This window comes from Pseudomonas sp. GV047 (genome assembly GCF_003058245.1).
Classification (GTDB): domain Bacteria; phylum Pseudomonadota; class Gammaproteobacteria; order Pseudomonadales; family Pseudomonadaceae; genus Aquipseudomonas; species Aquipseudomonas marginalis.
The window spans coordinates 151488-171828 of record NZ_QCWA01000010.1; the positions used below are offsets into that span (position 1 = coordinate 151488).

A 20341-nucleotide genomic window follows, 5' to 3' on the forward strand; every position below is an offset into this window, starting at 1 on the left:
CGGTTTTTTATAGGGATATCTTCATTCCACACACCGACCCCATGCCTGGCGGAGGACGTACCCCCGATCACCAGGAGCCTTCAGCAGGCTTACATGGACCCTTTCCGACATGCCAGACATCGCCGCCCCCCTACCCCGCAGAAGACTCCACCTGTCACTGCTGACCAGTTCCCTGCTGCTGGCCGGCGCACCCTCCTTCGCCGAGGCCGCCGCCGACGAGGCCAAGCTCGATACGGTGACCGTGATCTCCACCGGTTTGCGTGGCCAGCAACGCACCGTGGCCGACAGCCCGGCGCCGATTGACGTGATCAACAGCGAACAGCTGCTCAAGACCGGGCGCGCCGAGTTGTCCGAGGCGATTGCCAAGCTGCTGCCGTCGTTCAACTTCGGCACCAATATCGCCGGCTACAACTCGGTGACGCGTCCGCTGAGCAACCGCAGCCTCGGCCCGGCCTATACTCTGGTGCTGGTCAACGGCAAACGCCGACACAACGGCGCCACCGGCCAGCGCGGGTCGATCGACAACAGCGGCGCCAATGCGGTGGACATCGACCTGATCCCGGTCAGTTCGGTGGACCATATCGAGGTGCTTAAAGACAGCGCGGCGGCCCAGTACGGTTCCGATGCCGTGGCCGGGGTAATCAATATCATCCTCAAGGCCGGCAATAGCGGCGGACACCTGGAAACCAGTTACGGCCAGTTGTTTTCCGGCCAGGGGGAAACGATCAAGGTGGCCGGCGACCAGGGTTTCAAGCTCGGCGACGGCGGCTTTTTCCACCTCTCCGCCGACGCCCGCAAGCGCGGCGAGGCCTCTTGGAACGACAAGGCCGACAGCAGCGTGCGCGCTTTCAACGACCCGGCCAGGGAAGCGGCCTGGGACCGCGTGGCCATCAAGAACGGCGACCCGGACCTGAAAGCCTTCAACCTCGCCTATAACGCCGAACTGCCCCTGGAAGACCTGACGCTCTACTCGTTCTCGACCTACGGCGAGCGCGATGCCGAGGCCGCCAACTACTTCCGCCTGCCGACCGGCCGGGCCGCCGTGCCCGAGGTGTTCCCCGACGGCTACTACCCGCTGAACAACATCAAGGACCGCGACTACCAACTGCTGTTCGGCGGCAAGGGCCAGGCGGCCGAGTGGAACTGGGACCTGAGCACCACCTACGGACGCAACAACGTCCACCATTCCAGCGACCTGAATATCAACCCGTCCCTGGGCACCGCGTCGCCGACCAGGTTCGACAACCTGGCCACCTTCCGTTTCGAGCAGTGGGTGAACAATCTGGACGTCACCCGCCGCTACGACAGCCTGTTCAACCTGACCTCGCCGGTGCAAGTGTCGGCCGGCCTGGAGCATCGCTGGGAACATTTCAGCACCTTCGCCGGTGACCCCGAAGCCTATATCACCGGCACCTACCCGGCGGCATCGGGCGCACAGGCGGCGGTGACGATTCGCCCGGAGGATGAAGTCAGCCTGATCCGCAACAACTACGCCGGCTACCTGGACCTGGGCTTCGACCTGACCGAACGCTGGTTTCTCGACGTCGCCGGGCGGATCGAACATTACGATGACGACTCGGGCAACACCTTCGGCCTCAAAGTGAATTCGCGCTACGAGTTGACCGACAGCGTCGCCGTGCGCGGCACCGTCGGCACCGGCTTCCGGGCGCCGTCGCTGACGCAGATCGGCTACACCGTGGCCGACAACCGGGTGGCCGTGGATGTGAACGGCAACGTGGTGCCCGCCGTGACCCGCCTGACCCCGTCGGGCAGCAACCTGGCCAAGGCCTTGGGTGGCGACGACCTCAAACCGGAAAAGTCACGCAACCTCGGGCTGGGCTTGACCTGGCAGCCGGCACCGCGCACCAGCGTCACCGCCGACGCTTACCTGATCGACATCGACGACCGCATCGCCCTGACCAGCAATATCTACGACCAGGGCAACGGCGTGATCAACGGCATCCTCAGCGCCCAAGGCGTGCCCTCGGGGACCTGGGTCAACTACTACACCAACGCCTTCGATACCCGCACCCGTGGCCTGGACGTGGTCGCCGACCACACCACGCCGCTGGATGCCTGGGGCGATGTGCGCTGGAGCCTGGGCTTCAACTGGAACAAGACCACTATCGAAGGCACACGGGACACCCCGAGTGCGCTGGCCAACTCCGGCGTCACCCTGGTGGGCCGCGACCGCGAAGGCGATCTCACCCAAGCCTCGCCCAAGACCAAATGGATCCTGGGCGCCAACTGGAAGGTCGAGGACCTCGCAGTGAACCTGCAAACCAGCCGCTACGGTGCGGTCAAGACCCTGGCGGTAAACCCATCCGGCGACCGCAGCTTCGGTGCGAAATGGATCACCGACCTGGACGTCAGCTACACCTTCGTCGACCAGATCACCGTCAGCATCGGCGGCACCAATATCTTCGACGTGCGCCCCGACCGGCACGCCGTGTACAGCAACCTGGGCTTGGCGCCCTACGGTAACCCGCCGTTCTACCCCGGCGGCGGCTACTGGTACACCAAGCTGGCCTACGACTTCTAAGCCAATCGCCATACGAGGGCATCCCATTGAACACCTCCAACTTGATGAGCCGTCTATTGGCCCCTTGCGCCCTGGCATTGAGCCTGGCCGCCTGCTCGCCTGCGGGCACTGACAGCCAGGCCGGCAAGACCTTGAACATCGCCTTCTTCGGCGACAACACCACCCTGGTCAGCGTCGACCCGTTCCAGGTCTATTGGCTCGAACACCGGGTGCTGCTGCGCAATATCGCCGAATCCCTCACCGACCAGGATCCGCAGACCGGCAGGATCATTCCCTGGCTGGCGAAAAGCTGGGAAGTCAGCGACGACGCGTTGACCTACACCTTCCACCTGCGCGACAACGTCACCTTCAGCAACGGCGAACGCTTCGATGCCAAGGCCGTGAAAACCGCCTTTGACAGCAACAAGGCGCTGGCGACCGAGCTGCCGGCCACCTTCGGCGCGACGTACCTGGCGGGCTTTGATCGCGCCGAAGTAGTCGACGACTTCACCGTCAAGCTGGTGCTCGCCAAGCCCAATGCGGGCTTCCTGCAGGCGACCTCCACCACCAACCTGGCGATCCTCGCGCCGGCCTCCTACGCGCTGAGCGTCAAGGAGCGTTCGCTTGGCAAGATCATCGGCACCGGCCCGTTCGTATTGGCCAGCTACACCCCGGAAGTCGGCGCGCACCTGACCAAGCGCAAGGGTTACGCCTGGGCGTCGGCGAATATGAAAAACCAGGGCGAAGCGCACCTGGAGGCGGTGGACGTCACCTACATCCCCGAGGAAAGCGTGCGTAACGGCCTGTTCCTGCAAGGCAAGGCCGACATCCTGTGGCCCCGCAACCCGTTCTCGGAAGTCGACCTGAAACTGTTCCAATCCAAGGGCGCCACCATCCAGAGCCGCTCGCTGCCGGGGCCGGCGCTGAACCTGTACCCCAACACCCGCGGCGAGCGGGCACTGGCCGACAAGCAAGTACGGCTGGCGGTGCAAAAGGCCATTGACCGCAAGAGCTACGCCAGCACCGTGTACAACGCCGAATTCCCGGTGGTGGACGGTATCTACGACGTCACCACGCCCTACTTCAAAAGCCAGGGTGCCAAGCTGGCCTACGACCCCGCGGGTGCCGAGCGCCTGTTGGACCAGGCCGGCTGGGCCAAGGGCACCGATGGCTACCGGCACAAAGACGGCAAGCGCCTGAGCCTGAGCTACAACATCACCCCGGCGGAAACTGCCGGGGATGTGCTGCTCCAGGACCAGCTGCGCAAGGTCGGTATCGAGGTCAAGCTCAACGTGGTCACTCGTGCCGAATGGGTTGCCAACAACTCGGCCGGTAACTATGACCTGACCAGCACCTACATGACCCGCGCCGATCCGATCATCTTGCAGACCATCCTCGACCCTCGCACCGCCAACAGCTCGACCCTGGCCACCAACCTTTACGCAGCGCCGACCCTGGAAAAAGCCAAGGGCCTGTTCGATGCCGGCATCACCGCCACCCAAAGCGCTCAAAGGGCGACAGCCTACGGCGACCTGCAGGACCTGCTGATCGACGAAGGCTCGGCGTTCCCGGTGTATGAGCGCGTGTGGCAGGCCGCGACGTCGCCCAAGGTGAAAAACTTCCGCTGGACCGCCGAAGGCTTCGCGCTGCTGGGCGATATCGAGGTCGGCACGCCATGAGCCGCTACCTGATCGGCCGGGTCGGCCAGGCGCTGCTGGTGCTATGGGGGGCCTATAGCATCACCTACTTCATCCTCTATCTGCTGCCGGGCGATACCTTATCGATCATGCTCAGTGCATCCGGCATGGAAGCCGACGCCCTGTCGGTGGAAGACCTGGCCAAGGCGCGCGCCTACTACGGGCTGGATAAAGGCCTGTTCGAGCAATATATCGACCTGCTGCTGGGGGCACTGCACGGTGATTTCGGGCAGTCACTGTCGCTCAATCGCCCGGTGGCCGAGTTACTCGCCGAACGCCTGCCCCAGACCCTTTCCCTGGCCGGCCTGGCGATTGTGCTCTCGCTGCTCGGCGGTATCGGCCTGGCTTACCTCACCGCGTATATCCGCTGGCAACCGTTGAAAAAAGCACTCGCGCGCTTGCCGTCCCTGGGCTTTTCGGTGCCGGTGTTCTGGATGGGCTTGCTGCTGATCCAGGTATTTGCATTTGGCCTGGGCTGGTTTCCCGCCACCGGCAGCAAGGGCTTCGAAAGTCTGGTGCTGCCGGCAGTCACCCTGGCGATTCCGAGCGCCGCGGTGTACGCCCAGGTGCTGCAACGCAGCTTCCAGGGCGTGTGGAAAGAGGCCTATATCGTCACCGCCTACGCCAAGGGCTTGAGCCGCGGCCAGGTGCAGGCGCGCCACGGGTTCAGGAACGCCGCGCTGCCGATCCTCACCCTGATCGGCCTGCAGGTGGGTAACACCGTGTCCGGCGCGGTGCTGGTGGAAACCATCTTCGCCCGCTCCGGCATCGGCCGCCTGGCCCAGGAAGCGGTGCTGCGCCAGGATATTCCGGTGGTGCTGGCCATCGTCGCGGTCTCGGCGGCGGCATTTGTCCTGGTGAACCTGCTGGTGGACCTGCTTTATCCCTGGCTCGACCCGCGCATCTCCCACACGCCCAAGGTGTCCTAGACCATGACGACGCTTACCCGGAAACTGATCCGCAGCGAAACACTCTGGCGCCGCCGCAGCCCCTTACAACGCGCAACGGCGACACTCCTGCCATTGCTGCGCCGCCCAGGGTTCAGCCTGGCGGTGCTGGTGGTGCTGTTCTCGCTGGTCGCCGCTGTGACGCCGCAGCAGCTGAGCAGCTTCGACCCTTACGCCACCGCGCCGGCCGCCAAACTCAGCGCCCCCAACCTGACCCACTGGTTCGGCACCGATGAACTGGGCCGCGACCTGTTCACCCGCGTGGTCTACGGCGCCAGCCTGTCAGTGCTGGCCGCCTCCCTGGCGGTCGGCATCGCCCTGGTGGGCGGGTTGGGGCTGGGCATTTTGTCCGGGTTTGCCGGTGGCCGTATCGATGCGCTGATCATGCGCGTTGTCGATGTGCTGCTGGCCCTGCCCGGCCTGTTGCTGGCCCTGGCGATTGTCACGGCCATCGGCTTCGGTACGGTACCGGTGGCGATTGCCGTGGGCATCGGCATCATTCCCGGCTTTGCCCGCACCACCCGTGCCGAAGTGCTGCGGGTGAAAACCCTGCCCTATGTCGAAGCCGCTCGCCTGGGCGGTGCCAGTTGGGGCCGCACGTTGTTGCGGCACATCCTGCCCAACGCCTGGGGCCCGGTAGCCGTGCTGGCGACCCTGGATTTCGGCGCCGCGATCCTCGCCACCGCAGGCTTGAGTTTTCTCGGTTTCGGCGCCGCCCCACCGGCGGCGGAATGGGGCACCTTGATCGCCAACGGCCGCCACTTCCTGATCACGGCGCCGTGGGTGTCCTTGCTGCCCGGCCTGTTCCTGGTGGCCGTGGTGTTCAGCCTCAACCATATCGCCCGCACGTTCGAGGAGATCCAGCGATGAGCAGCCAGCCGCTTTTAATCGATGTGCGCCAACTGAGTGTCGACTACCGTTCCGGCGGCCAGCTCAATCCGGCGGTGCGCAGCCTGTCGTTTTCACTCACCCAGGGCGAGACCGTGGCGATTGTCGGCGAGTCCGGCTCGGGCAAATCCACCCTGGCCAATGCGATCCTAGGCCTGCTGCCCGAGAATGCGCAGATCGGCGCCGGTGAACTGTGGGTGGATGGCCACCACCTGACCCACGCCAGCGAACGGCAGAAACGCAAGCTGCGCGGGCGCACCATCGGCCTGGTGCCCCAGGACCCGATGGTCAGCCTCAACCCCACGCTGCGCATCGGCCAGCAGATCGCCGAGGCGCTGATACTCGCCAAGGGCAAACGCTACCCCGGCGTCGATGCCGACATTGTCGAGCTGCTGCAACAGGTGGGCATCGACAACCCGGTATTGCGCGCGCGCCAGTACCCCCATGAACTCTCCGGCGGCATGCGCCAGCGCGTGCTGATCGCCATCGCCCTGGCCGGCAACCCGCGCCTGATCATCGCCGACGAACCCACCAGCGCCCTCGACGTGACCGTGCAGCGCAAGATCCTCGACCACTTGCAGCGCCTGGTCAGTGAACGCGGCATTTCCCTGCTGATCATCACCCATGACCTGGGCGTGGCGCTCGACCGTGCCGACCGTATCCTGGTGATGCAACAGGGTGAGGTGGTGGAACAAGGTCCGCCACGGCAGATCCTCGCGCAGCCCAGCCACGACTACACGCGCGCGCTGATCGCCGCTGCACCCGCCTTCGCCAGGCGGCGTGAACCGTTGCTCAACCTCGACCTGGGACGTGAGCCGATCCTGAGCCTGGACAACGTCGGCAAGACGTTTGCCCTGCCCAAGGTCAAGGGCGAAGCCTCGACCTTCGTGGCCCTGGAGGATCTGAGCCTGGAGGTCTACCCCGGCCAGACCCTGGCCATCGTCGGCGAGTCCGGCTCGGGCAAGAGCACCGCGCTGCGTATCGCCCTGGGCCTGGAGAAGCCGACCCAGGGCCGCGTCCGGTTCGAGCAGCAAGACGTCACCGACCTGAGCTGGCGCGACTTCCGCCCGTTGCGCCAACGCCTGCAACTGGTGCAACAAAACCCCTTCGCGGCGCTGGACCCGCGTTTCACCGTGTTCGACAGCATTGTTGAGCCGCTGGTGTCGTTTGGCTTGCTCAAGGGCGCTGCCCTGGAACAGGCGGCGCGGGCGTTGATCAGCCGCGTGCACCTGCCGGCGAGTTTTCTCGATCGTCTGCCCCGTGAACTGTCCGGCGGCCAGTGCCAACGGGTCGCCATCGCCAGGGCCCTGGCGTTGAAACCCGACCTGCTGTTGCTGGATGAACCGGTCAGCGCCCTCGACGTGTCGGTGCAGGCGCGCATTCTTGACCTGCTGGAAGAGCTGCAACGGGAAATGGGCATCGCCTACGTGCTGGTGTCCCACGACTTGTCAGTGGTGGCCAACTTCGCCCATGAGGTGCTGGTGCTGCGCAATGGCCGCGTGGTTGAACAGGGCTCGGTGGAACGCATCTTCAACCAGCCGGCCAGCGACTACACCCGTGAATTGATTGCGGCCATCCCTGGCCGTCACGTCACGGCAAGCGCCGCCTGAGGTTTACTGTGCCGAGCAATCACGCGCCACGATGCCCTTCTCCTGGGCATACGCGGCGGACTTGGCTTCGATCAACGGGCGCAAGGTGGCGCGGTCGGCCTGCAGCCAGTCGGTCACCAGCACCCACTTTTGCCCATCCCATTGCTGCACCCGGGCGGAACCGCCACCTTCGTGGTCGGCGCAGGACAGCTTCAACGGTGCCAGCAGACCTTCGAACCCCATGGCCTTGAGGCGCGCGGCGTCGATGTCCAGGTGCTCGAACGCCCAGCGGGTTTCCTCGCCGTTCAGCGCGCGGTTGCCGAATTTGGCCTGGCCGGTGCGCAGCGCTTCGACGGCAATCGCGGCGTTGATCAGGCCGATGTTGTAGTAGACCTTGCCGAAGTAGCTGGGGTCCTTGAGGTTGCTCTTGCCGGGATCGAGGATGAACTGCTTGAGCTTTTTATGGATGTCGAAACTGTCGCCACCGGGGAACGGCGCCAGCGCCTGGTAGCCCTTGGCGGCGGTGCCGGCGGGTATCACATCGGCTTCGGAGCCGGCCCACACATCGCCGATCAGGCGGTCCACGGGGATGCCAAAGCGCACGGCGGTCTTGATGCCGACGGGGGTGGACACGCCCCACGTGCGCAGGAACACCCAGTCCGGGTTGATCTGCCGCACCTGGCGCCACTGGGTGGACTGCTCGTTGCCGGGATCGGCCACGGGGATCTGGATGTTCTCGAACCCGTACTTTTGCGCCAGCAACTGCATGGCCGCCTGGGTTTCGCGGCCGTAGGCGGAGTCGTGGTAGACGGTGACGATCTTCTTGCCCTTGAGCTTGTCCAGGCCGCCTTCGCGCTGGGCGATGTAGTTGATGCCCACCGACGCCTGGCCGTAGTAGTTGAGCAACAGCGGGAACGCGTAGGGGAACACGCGGCCATCGGTGGATTCGGTACGCCCGCCGGCGCCGTCGATCAACGGGATGTGGTCAATGGCGGCACGGTCCATCAGCGCATAGGAGGCCGGTGTGCTGTGGGTGAAGAAGAACCCGGTGGGTGCGCCGTCGAGACCGGCTTTGTAGCGCTCATAGCATTCGATGATGCGGTCGGTCTTCCACTCCGTCTCGCATTCCTGCCAGACCAGCTTGACGCCGTTCACGCCGCCTTCGACCTCGTTGATGTAGCGGAAGTAATCAATCTCCCCCGCCCACCACGGAATGCCGCTGGACGCATAGGCGCCGACCCGGTAGGTGGCCAGCGGGATGAACTGTTGATCATTGGCGGCCTGGGCCACCGGCCCGCCCAAGGCGCCGAGTGCCAGCAGGCTGGCGATGACTGTGCGTTGCAAGACGTTGTGCATGGGTGTGGTTTCTTATGAAAGGTGAGGTTTCCCTCCCGTTGTCGGGTCAGCGCCAATCGGGTCACAACACAATTCATGCCAAGCCTGGAAGCCCTCACATTCGAGGGTTGGCGCTGTACCGGTCACCCTTCACGACCAGGACAATCGAACACTTTATTGAACCGCTGTTGCGCCACCAACACCGCGCTCGGTCGTCAGCGTCGACCTGCAACTGAAAAGCCTCACCAACCGCTACTACGAGTACGCCTGGTATGACCCGGACGGCGCCAAAGCGTTGCTGCACTCACCGGGTGACGGGTACACCGAGTCTGGGCGAGGTGCCGAGTGGTGAGGGTGGTTGCTTCCGTGGCGGCCTTCGGGCCGACCATGCGCTGGAGTTGGAATGAGTACATATCCGTTGCTGCGGTCACGACCACCTATGGTTCCGCTCTTACAGCGGGTCACTTTGGAAAAGCCCCAAAGTAACCAAAGGGCTCTTGCCCCAACACTCGGCACCTCGCCCAGGCTCGGTGTGCCCGAACGAAGGCTTGAATCCGTGGGCCGCCGTCATGGGCCATCCTTGGCCCAGGACGGCTAACCCGGCGTCCTGCCGGGTTACCCACGGATTCAAGCCTGCGTTCGGCCAGCGTGTTTGACGGGGCGCCTAGGATCAAGATCAAAAGCCAGAGCAAAAGCAGAGCAAAAGCAGAGCAAAAGCAGACCGAGTTCTAGCTGATATGTGGAGATCCAAATGTGGGAGGGGCGGTGCGACGATTCGACTTGCCCCCGATAGCGCCGGGTCAGTTAAAAAATAAGTGACTGACACTCCCTCATCGGGGGCAAGCCCCCTCCCACATTTACCCAGTACACCAGACCCAACTCCGGTCGGCTCTAAGGCCGCCACGGAAGCAAGCCACAGACCGCTGAAAGTTGTGTAGATACCTATGGCCATCGGGGGGATAAGCGCCCTCCCACATTCAGGTCGCGGACCATCAGTTAGACAGGCGCCGGTTCCCGAGCCGTCACAGGAACAATCTCCCAGCCCCAACAAAAAAATGCCCACCCCCGGTAAGGGATGGGCATTTTCCCTCCAACCATTACTGCTTGGCGTGCTTGGCCTGGACTTCAGGCATCGCCGAAGAATGATGGTTAAGAATTTTCCACTGGCCACCCACCTGCTCATAGACGAAGGTGTAGCGCGCCTGCACCTGACGCACCTTGCCATCCGACTCGGTCAGGGTGAAGGTGTAGACGCCACTGTCCATGGCCACGTTGCTGCCCAGTTGGCGGATCTCGCGGTAGTTGATCTGGCCCACCGGCTTGAGCGCCAGGAAGTGGTCGAAGTAGTCGGTGATCTGCTCCGGCGTCGTGCGCACCTGGTTGGACACGGTCGGCTGCAACACAGCGCCCGGCGCGTAGAGGTCGACCACGGATTTCACGTTGCCGGTCTGCAGGGCGCTGTTCCAGCGGTCGAATAAACCGGCAATCTCGCGGTCTTTGACATTGGCCGGCGCCTGGGCGACTTCACGGTAGACATACGGGGCCGTCTCGGCGGCATGAACAAACGGTACGCTCAGGGCAAACATCAGGGCGATCGGGGCAATCTTGAATTTCATGGCGATACTCCAGTGGTCGTCGTTGCGGCCACTTTGCCAACCTGCCCACCGGCCGCCATCGGCCAACCGGAGGTATTTACCTATGCCATTTGGCAGATAGCGCCCAAGGTGTCCGACCCTGTTTAATAGCTGCCCTCGCGCCCGCAGCAATGGAGCATCAACCATGCATGACACGCCCCATGATCCCGGCAGCGCCCTGGCCATGCGCGCGCACTTTCGCCAATCGCAAAGTCGTACGGCGCGCCTGCGGCTGTTGGTGGATACCGGCCAGGAGTTGCGCCAACTGTCCCCCGACGCCATGCGCGAACGCGTGCTCGCGCGGGCCTGCGCGTTTCTGGCCATGGACCACGGGCTGCTGCAGGAGTGGGACGCCGAGGGCATCGCCTATACCAGCGCCCGCCATGGCAACCCGTCGCGCTTGGGCAGCCTGGCCGCCCTCGCCGACCGCAGCCTGCGCACGGCGTGTTGGCAGGAGCGGCCATCCGAGGACGTGCCCAGCGTCTTGCAAGTGCCGTTGCGCGCCGGTGACGGCGATGCCTTTGGTGTACTGGTGCTGGGCAATAGCGTCAGCCTGCGGGCGCCGGAGCACGAAGACAGCGAATCCCTGCAACTGCTCGCCACATTGCTGGCCGCCCACCTGGAAAACGACCGGCTGCTGAGTACCCTCAAGCTGCGCGACAAAACCCTGTCCGACCTGGTCAACCGCTTGCTCCGCGCCCAGGAAGACGAACGCAAGCGCGTCGCCTACGACCTCCACGATGGCCTGGCGCAAACCCTGGCGGGCCTGCACCAGCGGCTGCAAGGCTTTGCCGGGCGCTGCCCGCCGCTGCCGGAGGCATTGGCCGCCGACCTCGAGGCGATTCTTACCCTGGCCCAACACTCGGTTGGCGAGGGCCGGCAACTGATTGCGGGCCTGCGTCCCACGGTGCTGGATGATTTCGGCTTGTTCAAAGCCCTCGATAAGGAGGCCGACCGCCTGCGTGACGCCGGCATCAACGTGGTGTGGCAGGCGTACTGTGAGGCGCGCTTACCCAGCCAGGTGGAAATCGCCTTGTTCCGGATCGGCCAGGAAGCCATCAACAATGTGCTCAAGCATGCGCGCGCCAGCCAAGTGCAACTGGCCCTGGCGCTGCACGACGGCCAGGCGTCCCTGCGGCTGGACGACAATGGCCGAGGCTTCAAGGCAGAGCCATCAACGGATGACGCCCAGCATCTGGGCCTCGCCACCATGCAGGAGCGCGCCAGCCTGTTGGGCGGCAGCTTCACCTGCGTCAGCACCGTCGACGGCGGTACCCGGCTGCACGCGCGCGTGCCTGCGCACTTGATTGGAGTCCCCCAATGACCCACGTCCTGCGCCTGGTGCTGGCGGACGACCATGAAGTCACGCGCACCGGCTTTGTCTCCCTGCTGGCCGGCCATCCGCAGTTCGAGGTGGTCGGCCAGGCCAGCGATGGCCTGCAAGCGGTGGAGCTGTGTGAGCAACTGCTGCCGGATATTGTCATCCTCGACATTCGCATGCCCGGGCTCAATGGCCTGGGCGCCGCACGCTTGCTGCAACAACGCCTGCCGGCGGTGAAGGTGGTGATGTTCACCATGGACGACAGCCCCGAGTACCTGGAGGCGGCCATGAATGCCGGTGCGGTGGGCTACTTGCTCAAAGACGCCAGCCGCGCCGAGGTGATCCAGGCGCTGCAACACGTGGCCGCCGGTGGCGAAGCGCTCAACACGGCGGTCAGCGCCCGGCTGTTGCGGCGCATGACCGAACGCCAGGCCAGCGGTGCCGCCCCCGGCGAACCGCTCACCCCACGGGAACGCCAGGTCCTCGGCCTGGTCGCCAACGGCATGAGCAACCGCGCCATCGGCGAACACCTGGGCATTACCACCGGCACGGCCAAGGCCCATGTCGAGCGGGTGATCGGCAAGCTCGGCGCGGCTGACCGTACCCAGGCCGCCGTGCGGGGCATCGCCTTGGGCCTGGTGACACCCACATGAGGCGGCCCAAATGAGAAAGCGTTGGGCCGACCTGCCGCTGCGCGGCAAGGCGCTGGTGGTGATTTCACTGCCACTGGTGGTGCTGTTGCTGTCCCTGGTGCTGATCTACACCACGGAACGCCAGACCGCCCGTGCCGAAGAGGATGTGCGCCGGGTTTTACGCGTGCAAGGCGATATCCAGGCCGTGCATACCCTGCTCGCGGAAGCCGCCGCCAGTGTGCGCGGTTACCTGCTCACCCGCCGCGAAGACTTCCTGCCCAGCTACCTGAACGCCAAGCCCCAGATCGAGTCGGCCCTGCACCGACTGGACCGCAACGTGCGCGATCCACGGGTGCGCGAGCAGCTCAGCGCGATCAAGCCGCTGATCGACGGCAAGGTCGACGGGCTGGAGGAAATGCTCAAGGACAGCGACGCCACACCGGAGTCCATCAGTGCCATCCTGATCAGCAACAAGCACATCCTCGACGCCCTGCGCCAACACATCAGCACCATGCTCACCCTTGAGGCGTCGTTGCTGGCCGAGCGCAGCGCCGCTGCGTCCGAGACCCGCCAGCGCTTGTTGCTGTCGACCTGGCTGGCGGCGATCTGCGGGTTGTTCGGGGCGATTGTCGCGGTGCTGTTTCTGTCCAAGGGCATTGTCGCCCGGGTGCAGAATGTGCAGCGCAATGCCCAGCGCCTGGCCCTGGGCTCGCCGCTGCTGCCACAGCCGCCGGAAAAAGACGAAATCGGCCAGTTGGGCACCAGCCTGGTGGAGGCCGGACTGTTGCTGGCCGAGCGCGAGCGCGCCTTGCGCGACAACGAAGAGCGCTTGCGGCTGATCATCGATGGGGTCAAGGACTACGGGATCTTCGCCCTCGACACGGCGGGCCATGTCACCAGTTGGAACAACGGCGCCGAGCGGATCAAGGGCTATACCGAGCAGGAGATCATCGGCCAGCATTTCTCGCTGTTCTACCTGCCCCAGGAATGCCCGCAGCACCCGGACATGGCGTTGCGCGAGGCCACCCGCAACGGCGATTACACCGAAGAAGGCTGGCGCTGCCGCAAGGACGGCACGCGGTTCTGGGCCAGCGTGGTGATCACGGCGCAGTACGACGGCACCGGCGCCCTGCGCGGTTTTTCCAAGATCACCCGCGACATCACCGACCGCCGCGCGGCGGAGATCGCCCTGCGCACCGCCCGCGAGGAAGCCGAACGCGCCAGCCGCGCCAAAAGCCAATTCCTGTCGCGCATGAGCCACGAACTGCGGACCCCGCTCAACTCGATCCTGGGCTTTGCGCAACTGCTGGACATGGACGCGCCCAAGGCGCAAAAGGCCGATGTCGGTCACATTCTGCGCGCCGGCCAGCACCTGCTCACGCTGATCAACGAGGTGTTGGACATCGCCAAGATCGAGGCCGGAAGCCTGGCGTTGAATATCGTGCCGATCCCGCTGGCGGGCACCTTGCAAGAGGCGCTGACGCTGGTGTCGCCCATGGCCGCCGACGCAGGCGTGCAGTTGCGGCCGCTGCCGGCACTGGCGGCGGATACGGGCATCGTTGCCGACCGCCAGCGCCTGACCCAGGTGCTGCTGAACCTGCTGTCCAATGCGATCAAATACAACCGGCGCGATGGTCAGGTGAGCCTTGAGGTCGATATCCGTGGACAACGAGTCAGCGTGGCTGTGTGCGATACCGGCAACGGCATCGCAGCCGATCATATGGGGCAACTGTTCAAGCCTTTCGAACGCCTGGGGGCCGACCCGAATGTGGAAGGCAGCGGCCTGGGCCTGGCACTGAGTAAAAGCCTGCTGGAGAACATGGACGGCCGACTCAAGGTGCAGAGCCAGCCTGGCGTCGGTTCGCGCTTCACCCTGGAACTGCCCTTCGTGCGCGTGGCCCACGCCCAGAGTATTGCCACGCCCGGCATCGACACCGAATTGAAGCGCCCAGCTCCCGTCGTCAACACCTTCGAGGGCAAGGTGTTGTGCATCGAGGACAACCTCTCCAGCCTGGCGCTGATCGAAACCCTGCTGCAACGCCGGCCCGGCATACGGCTGCTGTCGAGCATGCAAGGCCAACTGGGCCTGGACCTCGCCGCGCAGCACGCACCCCAGTTGATTCTGCTGGATGTGTCGCTGCCGGACATCAATGGCTTGAAGGTGCTGCAACGCCTGCGTCAGTCACCGATCACCCGCGACACACCGGTGCTGATGATCACCGCCGACGCCAGCGACCTTACCCGCCAGGCCTTGCAGGAGGCCGGCGCCACCGCGGTATTGAACAAACCGATCAACGTGCCGGCGTTTCTCGCCCACCTCGACCAAGCCTTTCCGGAGCCCGCGTGAACCTCGACCTGCGTATCCTGATCATCGACGACCAACGCCCGAACCTCGACCTGGTGGAGCAACTGCTGGCGCGCGAAGGGCTGACCAACGTGCTGAGCAGCACCCAGCCACTGCGCACCCTGGAGTTGTTCAACAGCTTCGAGCCGGACCTGGTGATCCTCGACCTGCACATGCCGGAATTCGACGGCTTTGCCGTGCTGGAGCAACTCAACCGGCGCATCCCCCAGGGTGAATACCTGCCGATCCTGGTGCTCACTGCCGACGCCACCCGCGACACACGCCTGCGCGCCCTGGCCCTGGGCGCCCGGGACTTCATCAGCAAACCCCTGGACGCGCTGGAAACCATGCTGCGGGTATGGAACCTGCTGGAAACCCGGGTGCTGTACAAGACCTTGCGCACGCTGGTGCCGGCGGACCGGATTGAGTTGTTGCAGCGCAGCGGATCAACGGCTATTCGACGCTGCTAGGGCGATTGGCTCACAAATCCACCACGTAGCCAGCGCCGGGCAGTTGTATACGGCGGCCCGACACCGGACAATCCTGCGCCCGTCCATTTCGCCCTACAGGGATATTCCGCGCATGGCTGCTTCCAATAAATGGCTGATGTCATCGGTTGCTTATTACCTCGATTTCTTCACCGTTCCGCTGTTCGTGGTGGCAGCCCTCTATCTGGCGCCCTTTGAGCCTTGGCTGGCACTGTCGGGCCTGCTGGCCTGGACCTTGGTGGAATATTCGGCGCACCGTTTCCTGTTCCACTCGCTGTATCGCCGCGAGCATTGGACCCACCACATCGACGTGCTGGCCTACATCGGCGTGTCCAGCTGGAAAACCAGCTCGACCTTCGCCGTGCTGTTGCTGCTCGCCTGGTCCACCGGCCTAGCCTCGGCCTTTATCGGCGCCGTAGCGGGCTATTTCGTCTACATCTCGCTGCATTACGTGATGCACCGCCCGCAGCATTGGGCCTATGGATTTATTCCGGGGCTGGTGGCCAATCACGACCTGCATCATCGCAAAGGCATCGAGAAGAACTTCGGGGTGTCTTCACCGCTGTGGGACCATGTGTTTCGCACTTACATTCGAACAGGGCGCGCCTGAACCGCCTCTTGGCGATTGTTTTTATTACGAACAAATCTAGCCGCCCATACACCTGCGCCGCCAACCTTATCTACGCTCTAGCCCGTGCCAGGAGGCGCATTGAAGAGTCCATGACGGACCCACTGTCTCCCGGCGCCTGATGCCTAGGAGATACCGATGAGAATGGAAACCCATCGCCCCCGGCCCGGGTTCGGCTGTGCGCTGTTTGGCGCGTTGCTGAGCCCCCTGGTCGTCGCGGCCCCCACGTTGTCTACGCAAATACCCTTCGATGTCACGGCGACCCCGCCCTTTTCCCTGTCCAGCCTGCAAGCCAACTTCGATGAAATGTCGTGGCAGACGTTCATCGCGCTGAACTGGCCGGCCCTGGACACGGGTCAACCCAACAGCGCTGTGCAGATCGGCCAGCAGGACGCGGCCACCGTGTGGGAAAGCTATAAGGAGAGCTATCAGATATTCCTGGCCCAAGGGCAGAAGCCGCTGCCTTTTCATGCGCCCGCCAGCATACCGAAAGCCTGTGAAGGCAAGGGTTCCGGGCGCTTGCTGCAACAGATGGGCAAGGTTCCGGATGTGCTCGACGAGTTTATCCAGCCGTTTGAAAGCGGCCCCCTGGTGGACCAGAGCGGCGTGTACACGCGCAATGAAATCGTGGTCAACCAAGCCATGTTCGACGGCATCGTCAACAACGGCCTCTACAGCATCCAGGGCCAACAGGCGTTTTTTGCCGCCAGCCCGACCAATGCGGTGGCGTTCAGTTGCGGTAACCCGAGCACCAGTGAGGTGGGTTCGCTGATGGTCAAGGCCGCGTGGAAGGTGTTGGACGGCAACGACAATCCCGCCAGCTTCCATAGCGTTGACGCCCTGGTGTATACGCCGGGCAACAGCGACCCGAGCAAGGGGCCGGTGGTGGCCGAGTCCTGCGTGGCCGAGCCGGTCGGGCTGGTGGGCCTGCATATCGTGCACAAGACCACCAGCGCGCCGCAGTGGGTGTGGTCGACCTTCGAGCACGTCGACAATGTGCCGGAAAAGACCACGCCGCCCGCCGAGCGCAAAGGCCCGTACCTGTTCTACAACGCCAGCAGCCAGGCCGAGGTCAACCAGCCGCCGCCCCGGCCATGGAACCCGGCGGTGAAGGCCACGCCCTCGCAGATCGTGCGCGAGATACCGTTGACGGATGAAACCAAGGCCCTCAACACCACCTACCAGACCCTGCTGCGCACAGTGAATCCCAACAGCGTATGGGCCAACTACCAGCTGATCAGCACCCAGTGGCCGACGCTCAGCGGCCAGCCGCCGTGCCAGATCTCCGCAACCCGGCCGCTGGGCAACCCGGCGCCGTCGTTCCTCGCCAATGCCACGCTGGAGACCTATATCCAGGGCACCGTGCCCCAGGCGTCGTCCAGTTGCATCGCCTGTCACGGCAATGCCGCCACCCACGTGACCCAGTCGCCGCGCACCAGCTTCGCGGACTTCACCTACCTGCTCGAGCGCGCCCAATCCACCGGTGTGACAAGGAGTCAGCCATGAGTACCGACCTGGACAATTTCACCGGCCTGAGCGTGGTGCTCACCGGCATCGATCAGGAACTGCTGGCGCCCTCCGTGGATCCCATCGGCCTGCCCAGCACCTTTCTCAACTTCATCGGCCCGCGTGTCGGCCAAAGCGTGCTCAGCGCCCTGCTGGCCCAGTACGCCACGCTGGCGGCCGAGCAGGCGACACCGCAGCAAATCGGCACAGCGATCCTGATGCAGAACGGCCAACCGGCACCGACGCAAACCGCCCAGGTGGCACGCGCGATCATGAAGCTCTGGCTGCTGGGCGTGTGGTACCAGCCGTATACCCAGGGTGCCTTCCCGGTCGACGAGCAAACCGTGGTGAGTGACGAGGCCTACACCCAGAGCTGGGCGTGGAGTATTGCCCAGGCCCACCCCATGGGCTACAGCGAGTTCTTCTTCGGCTACTGGAACAGCCCGCCGCCCAGCCTGGAAGACTTCACCGGGGTTAACGCCAGCACGCAGCCAGGAGCATCGTCATGAGTAGCGAACAAGCAGATGTGGTGATTGTCGGTGCGGGCCTTGCGGGCAGCCTCATTGCCTATCAATTGGGCCTGGCCGGAGTGCAAGTGCTGGTGCTGGAATCGGGGCCGGAGATCCCGCCCAATCGTAACCAGTACCTGGAGCGTTTCTATACCGCGACGTTGAAGACCCCCGAATCACCCTACCCGCCGGTGAGCACCCTGAGCCCGGCGCGCAACCCCGCCGAACAGAACGCACCGCGCGCGACCATCGCCGACCTGATCAACGGCTGGAACAACCCCGACATCAGCTATCTGGTGCAAAAAGGCCCGCTGCCGTTCACCAGTACCTACGAGCGCGTGGGCGGCGGCACCACCTGGCATTGGGTCGCCACCTGCCTGCGTATGTTGCCGAATGACTTCAAGATGAAGACGCTGTATGGCGTAGGGGTGGACTGGCCGATCAGCTACAACGACCTGCAAAGCGCCTATTGCCGTGCCGAGGCGGAAATCGGTGTGGCCGCGAATGTGGCCGACCAGGCGTACCTGGGCATTACCTTCCCGGCCAACTATGAATACCCGATGACCAGTATCCCGCTGTCGCTGGTCGATGGCAGCTTCGTCAGCGCGGTGCAGGGCCAGTCGTTCGAGGGCCTGCCCCTGGTGGTCAGCCCGACGCCGGCCGGGCGCAACTCGCAGCCGTATGCCGGGCGACGGGTGTGCGCGGGTAACACCAACTGCACGCCGATCTGCCCGATCCAGGCCAAGTACGATGCCACGGTGACCATGAACAACGCGCTCAACACCGGCAATGTGCGGGTGCTGTACAAGACCGTGGCGAGCAAGGTCACCGTGGCGGCGGACAACAGCATCAGCGGTATCGAGTTCATCCAGTACCAACTCGGCGATGGACCACCGACCGGCACCGGCGTGGCCGTGGGGCAACGTTATGTGATCGCCGCCCATGCCATCGAGACGCCCAAGTTGCTGCTCAATTCCACCAGCAGCGCCTGGCCCAACGGCGTGGCCAACAGCAGCGGCCAGGTCGGGCGCAGCCTGGCGGACCACCCGATCTACCTGGCCTGGGGCCTGATGCCCGAAGGCAAGACGGTCTTCCCGTATCGCGGCCCGGTGTCCACCTCCGGCATCGAAAGCCTGCGCGACGGCGCCTTCCGCAGCCAGCGCGCGGCCTGGCGGATCGAGATCGGCAACGAGGGCTTCAACTGGCCGATCGGCGATCCCTACACCACCGTCGCCGACCTGATCGATGGCACTAACGTCAGCCACACCAACCCGCTGCCAAACGCCACGGGCGCGTCCCAGGTGCTGTTCGGCACGGCGCTGGTGCAACAGCTGAACAACCTGCTCACACGGCAATTTCGGATAGGTTTCCTGGTGGAGCAAGTGGAGGAAGATCCCAATAACGCCAACTGCTATATCGTGCCTTCCAGCCAATACAAGGACCGCCTGGGCATCCCGCGCCCGGAAATCCACTACGACCTGTCCGACTACACCAAGGAAGGTTTCAAACAGGCGCGGATCCTGGCCAGCCATGTCATCACCGAACTGCTCGGGGCTACCGAACTGACTGCCGACATCCCGCCCGGGGTGTTCACCTACCAAGGGCAATCCTATTCGTTCCAGGGTGCCGGGCATTTGATGGGCACCTACCGCATGGGGGACGACCCCAAGACCTCGGTGGTGGACAAGAGCCAACGCAGTTGGGACCACAACAACCTGTTCCTGGTGGGTGACGGCGTGTTCCCCACCACCGGCACCTCCAACCCCAGCCTGACCATCGCCGCGCTGTCGATCCAGGCCGGCGACACCCTGTGCAACGAGCTTAAGGCCGCGACGCTACAGGTGCAGGCCAACCAGCCATGGCAAGGCACCGGCGTGCAGATCAGCGGCCCGAGCCCGCGCCGGGTGCGGTATGTCAGCGGCAAGTGGCTGGCCAGCCCGGTGGGCGGCATGGTCGATGGCAACGGCAGCCCGGGGTTGATCGCCAAGGCGGGCTACACCTTGCCGGGTGCCAATGAGGGGGCGCTGATTGGCCGGGTGAGCAGCAGCGGGACACCGTTTCTGGTGGGTGACCTGGCGGAGATTCCGGCGGGGCAGACCGGGGAATTGCAGCTGTGTATCAATGATGATCTGGAGGGGCGTTATGGCATTGGTTTGGGGGATAACCAGGGGGCGCTGACGGTGCAGGTGGGGTTCGGTACCGCCTGACGCACCCTGGAGATTGGCGCCCGGCTCAGGTGAACCGGGCGTTTTTTTACCCATCCTGGCCTTCGTCGCCCCCTGCAAACCGCTGTTGAAATAGT

General features: G+C 64.4%; 15 protein-coding genes. 13 read left to right on the forward strand and 2 right to left on the reverse strand.

Features of this window, described 5'->3' with window-relative positions; genetic code table 11:
* The first annotated feature begins 109 nt into the window (after positions 1-109).
* The 5 genes from C8K58_RS23730 to C8K58_RS23750 are packed head-to-tail and all read left to right on the forward strand — an operon-like array spanning position 110 to position 7663.
* Positions 110-2542 (forward strand): TonB-dependent siderophore receptor, encoded by a 2433-nt coding sequence (locus C8K58_RS23730; RefSeq protein WP_108574461.1) that lies wholly within the window; start codon positions 110-112, stop codon positions 2540-2542.
* A gap of 44 nt (positions 2543-2586) precedes the next feature.
* On the forward strand, positions 2587-4200 hold the full coding sequence (locus C8K58_RS23735; RefSeq protein WP_043293540.1) for an ABC transporter substrate-binding protein: 1614 nt from the start codon (positions 2587-2589) through the stop codon (positions 4198-4200).
* Entirely contained in the window at positions 4197-5147 is a 951-nt protein-coding gene (locus tag C8K58_RS23740) for an ABC transporter permease (protein ID WP_098479622.1), read from the forward strand. The genes C8K58_RS23735 and C8K58_RS23740 overlap by 4 nt, the downstream gene beginning before the upstream one ends.
* 3 nt (positions 5148-5150) lie before the next feature.
* On the forward strand, positions 5151-6035 hold the full coding sequence (locus tag C8K58_RS23745) for an ABC transporter permease (RefSeq protein WP_108574462.1): 885 nt from the start codon (positions 5151-5153) through the stop codon (positions 6033-6035).
* Positions 6032-7663, forward strand: a complete 1632-nt coding sequence (locus tag C8K58_RS23750) for an ABC transporter ATP-binding protein (RefSeq protein WP_098479624.1) — start codon at positions 6032-6034, stop codon at positions 7661-7663. The genes C8K58_RS23745 and C8K58_RS23750 overlap by 4 nt, the downstream gene beginning before the upstream one ends.
* 3 nt (positions 7664-7666) lie before the next feature.
* On the opposite strand, the gene C8K58_RS23755 is transcribed toward C8K58_RS23750, so the two are convergent.
* Together C8K58_RS23755 and C8K58_RS23765 are read right to left on the reverse strand one after the other, a co-directional pair.
* The gene (locus C8K58_RS23755) at positions 7667-8998 is read right to left on the reverse strand and encodes an ABC transporter substrate-binding protein (RefSeq protein ID WP_027605676.1); all 1332 of its coding nucleotides are present in this window, start codon (positions 8996-8998) and stop codon (positions 7667-7669) included.
* 1076 nt (positions 8999-10074) lie between these two features.
* Entirely contained in the window at positions 10075-10593 is a 519-nt protein-coding gene (locus C8K58_RS23765) for an SgcJ/EcaC family oxidoreductase (RefSeq protein ID WP_027605675.1), read from the reverse strand.
* A 163-nt stretch (positions 10594-10756) separates the two neighbouring features.
* Here C8K58_RS23765 and C8K58_RS23770 point away from each other — a divergent pair, with 163 nt between their 5' ends.
* From C8K58_RS23770 to C8K58_RS23805, 8 genes are all read left to right on the forward strand, one after another.
* Positions 10757-11935 (forward strand): sensor histidine kinase, encoded by a 1179-nt coding sequence (locus C8K58_RS23770; RefSeq protein WP_108574463.1) that lies wholly within the window; start codon positions 10757-10759, stop codon positions 11933-11935.
* On the forward strand, positions 11932-12585 hold the full coding sequence (locus tag C8K58_RS23775; protein WP_027605673.1) for a response regulator transcription factor: 654 nt from the start codon (positions 11932-11934) through the stop codon (positions 12583-12585). The genes C8K58_RS23770 and C8K58_RS23775 overlap by 4 nt, the downstream gene beginning before the upstream one ends.
* Positions 12586-12595: 10 nt before the next feature.
* Entirely contained in the window at positions 12596-14911 is a 2316-nt protein-coding gene (locus C8K58_RS23780) for an ATP-binding protein (RefSeq protein ID WP_027605672.1), read from the forward strand.
* Positions 14908-15378, forward strand: coding sequence for a response regulator (locus tag C8K58_RS23785; protein ID WP_065927726.1), 471 nt, complete (start codon positions 14908-14910; stop codon positions 15376-15378). Before C8K58_RS23780 ends, C8K58_RS23785 begins: the two co-directional genes overlap by 4 nt.
* Positions 15379-15490: 112 nt before the next feature.
* Positions 15491-16006: a sterol desaturase family protein gene (locus tag C8K58_RS23790; protein ID WP_098479627.1), complete on the forward strand. Its 516-nt coding sequence runs from the start codon at positions 15491-15493 to the stop codon at positions 16004-16006.
* A gap of 156 nt (positions 16007-16162) precedes the next feature.
* Complete coding sequence (locus C8K58_RS23795; RefSeq protein WP_108574464.1) at positions 16163-17530, forward strand: cytochrome C; 1368 nt, start codon at positions 16163-16165, stop codon at positions 17528-17530.
* Positions 17527-18039: a sorbitol dehydrogenase gene (locus C8K58_RS23800; protein ID WP_027605658.1), complete on the forward strand. Its 513-nt coding sequence runs from the start codon at positions 17527-17529 to the stop codon at positions 18037-18039. The genes C8K58_RS23795 and C8K58_RS23800 overlap by 4 nt, the downstream gene beginning before the upstream one ends.
* Complete coding sequence (locus tag C8K58_RS23805; RefSeq protein WP_108574465.1) at positions 18036-20246, forward strand: GMC family oxidoreductase; 2211 nt, start codon at positions 18036-18038, stop codon at positions 20244-20246. The genes C8K58_RS23800 and C8K58_RS23805 overlap by 4 nt, the downstream gene beginning before the upstream one ends.
* Positions 20247-20341 lie beyond the last annotated feature (95 nt).

Excerpts from the sequence above, each read along its gene's own strand:
- C8K58_RS23790 (WP_098479627.1), top strand. The coding sequence starts at position 15,491 with ATGGCTGCTTCCAATAAATGGCTGATGTCATCGGTTGCTTATTACCTC.
- C8K58_RS23750 (WP_098479624.1), top strand. The coding sequence starts at position 6,032 with ATGAGCAGCCAGCCGCTTTTAATCGATGTGCGCCAACTGAGTGTCGAC.
- C8K58_RS23800 (WP_027605658.1), top strand. The coding sequence starts at position 17,527 with ATGAGTACCGACCTGGACAATTTCACCGGCCTGAGCGTGGTGCTCACC.
- C8K58_RS23730 (WP_108574461.1), top strand. The coding sequence starts at position 110 with ATGCCAGACATCGCCGCCCCCCTACCCCGCAGAAGACTCCACCTGTCA.
- C8K58_RS23755 (WP_027605676.1), bottom strand. The coding sequence starts at position 8,998 with ATGCACAACGTCTTGCAACGCACAGTCATCGCCAGCCTGCTGGCACTC.
- C8K58_RS23805 (WP_108574465.1), top strand. The coding sequence starts at position 18,036 with ATGAGTAGCGAACAAGCAGATGTGGTGATTGTCGGTGCGGGCCTTGCG.
- C8K58_RS23745 (WP_108574462.1), top strand. The coding sequence starts at position 5,151 with ATGACGACGCTTACCCGGAAACTGATCCGCAGCGAAACACTCTGGCGC.
- C8K58_RS23765 (WP_027605675.1), bottom strand. The coding sequence starts at position 10,593 with ATGAAATTCAAGATTGCCCCGATCGCCCTGATGTTTGCCCTGAGCGTA.
- C8K58_RS23740 (WP_098479622.1), top strand. The coding sequence starts at position 4,197 with ATGAGCCGCTACCTGATCGGCCGGGTCGGCCAGGCGCTGCTGGTGCTA.
- C8K58_RS23775 (WP_027605673.1), top strand. The coding sequence starts at position 11,932 with ATGACCCACGTCCTGCGCCTGGTGCTGGCGGACGACCATGAAGTCACG.
- C8K58_RS23770 (WP_108574463.1), top strand. The coding sequence starts at position 10,757 with ATGCATGACACGCCCCATGATCCCGGCAGCGCCCTGGCCATGCGCGCG.
- C8K58_RS23780 (WP_027605672.1), top strand. The coding sequence starts at position 12,596 with ATGAGAAAGCGTTGGGCCGACCTGCCGCTGCGCGGCAAGGCGCTGGTG.
- C8K58_RS23795 (WP_108574464.1), top strand. The coding sequence starts at position 16,163 with ATGAGAATGGAAACCCATCGCCCCCGGCCCGGGTTCGGCTGTGCGCTG.
- C8K58_RS23735 (WP_043293540.1), top strand. The coding sequence starts at position 2,587 with ATGAGCCGTCTATTGGCCCCTTGCGCCCTGGCATTGAGCCTGGCCGCC.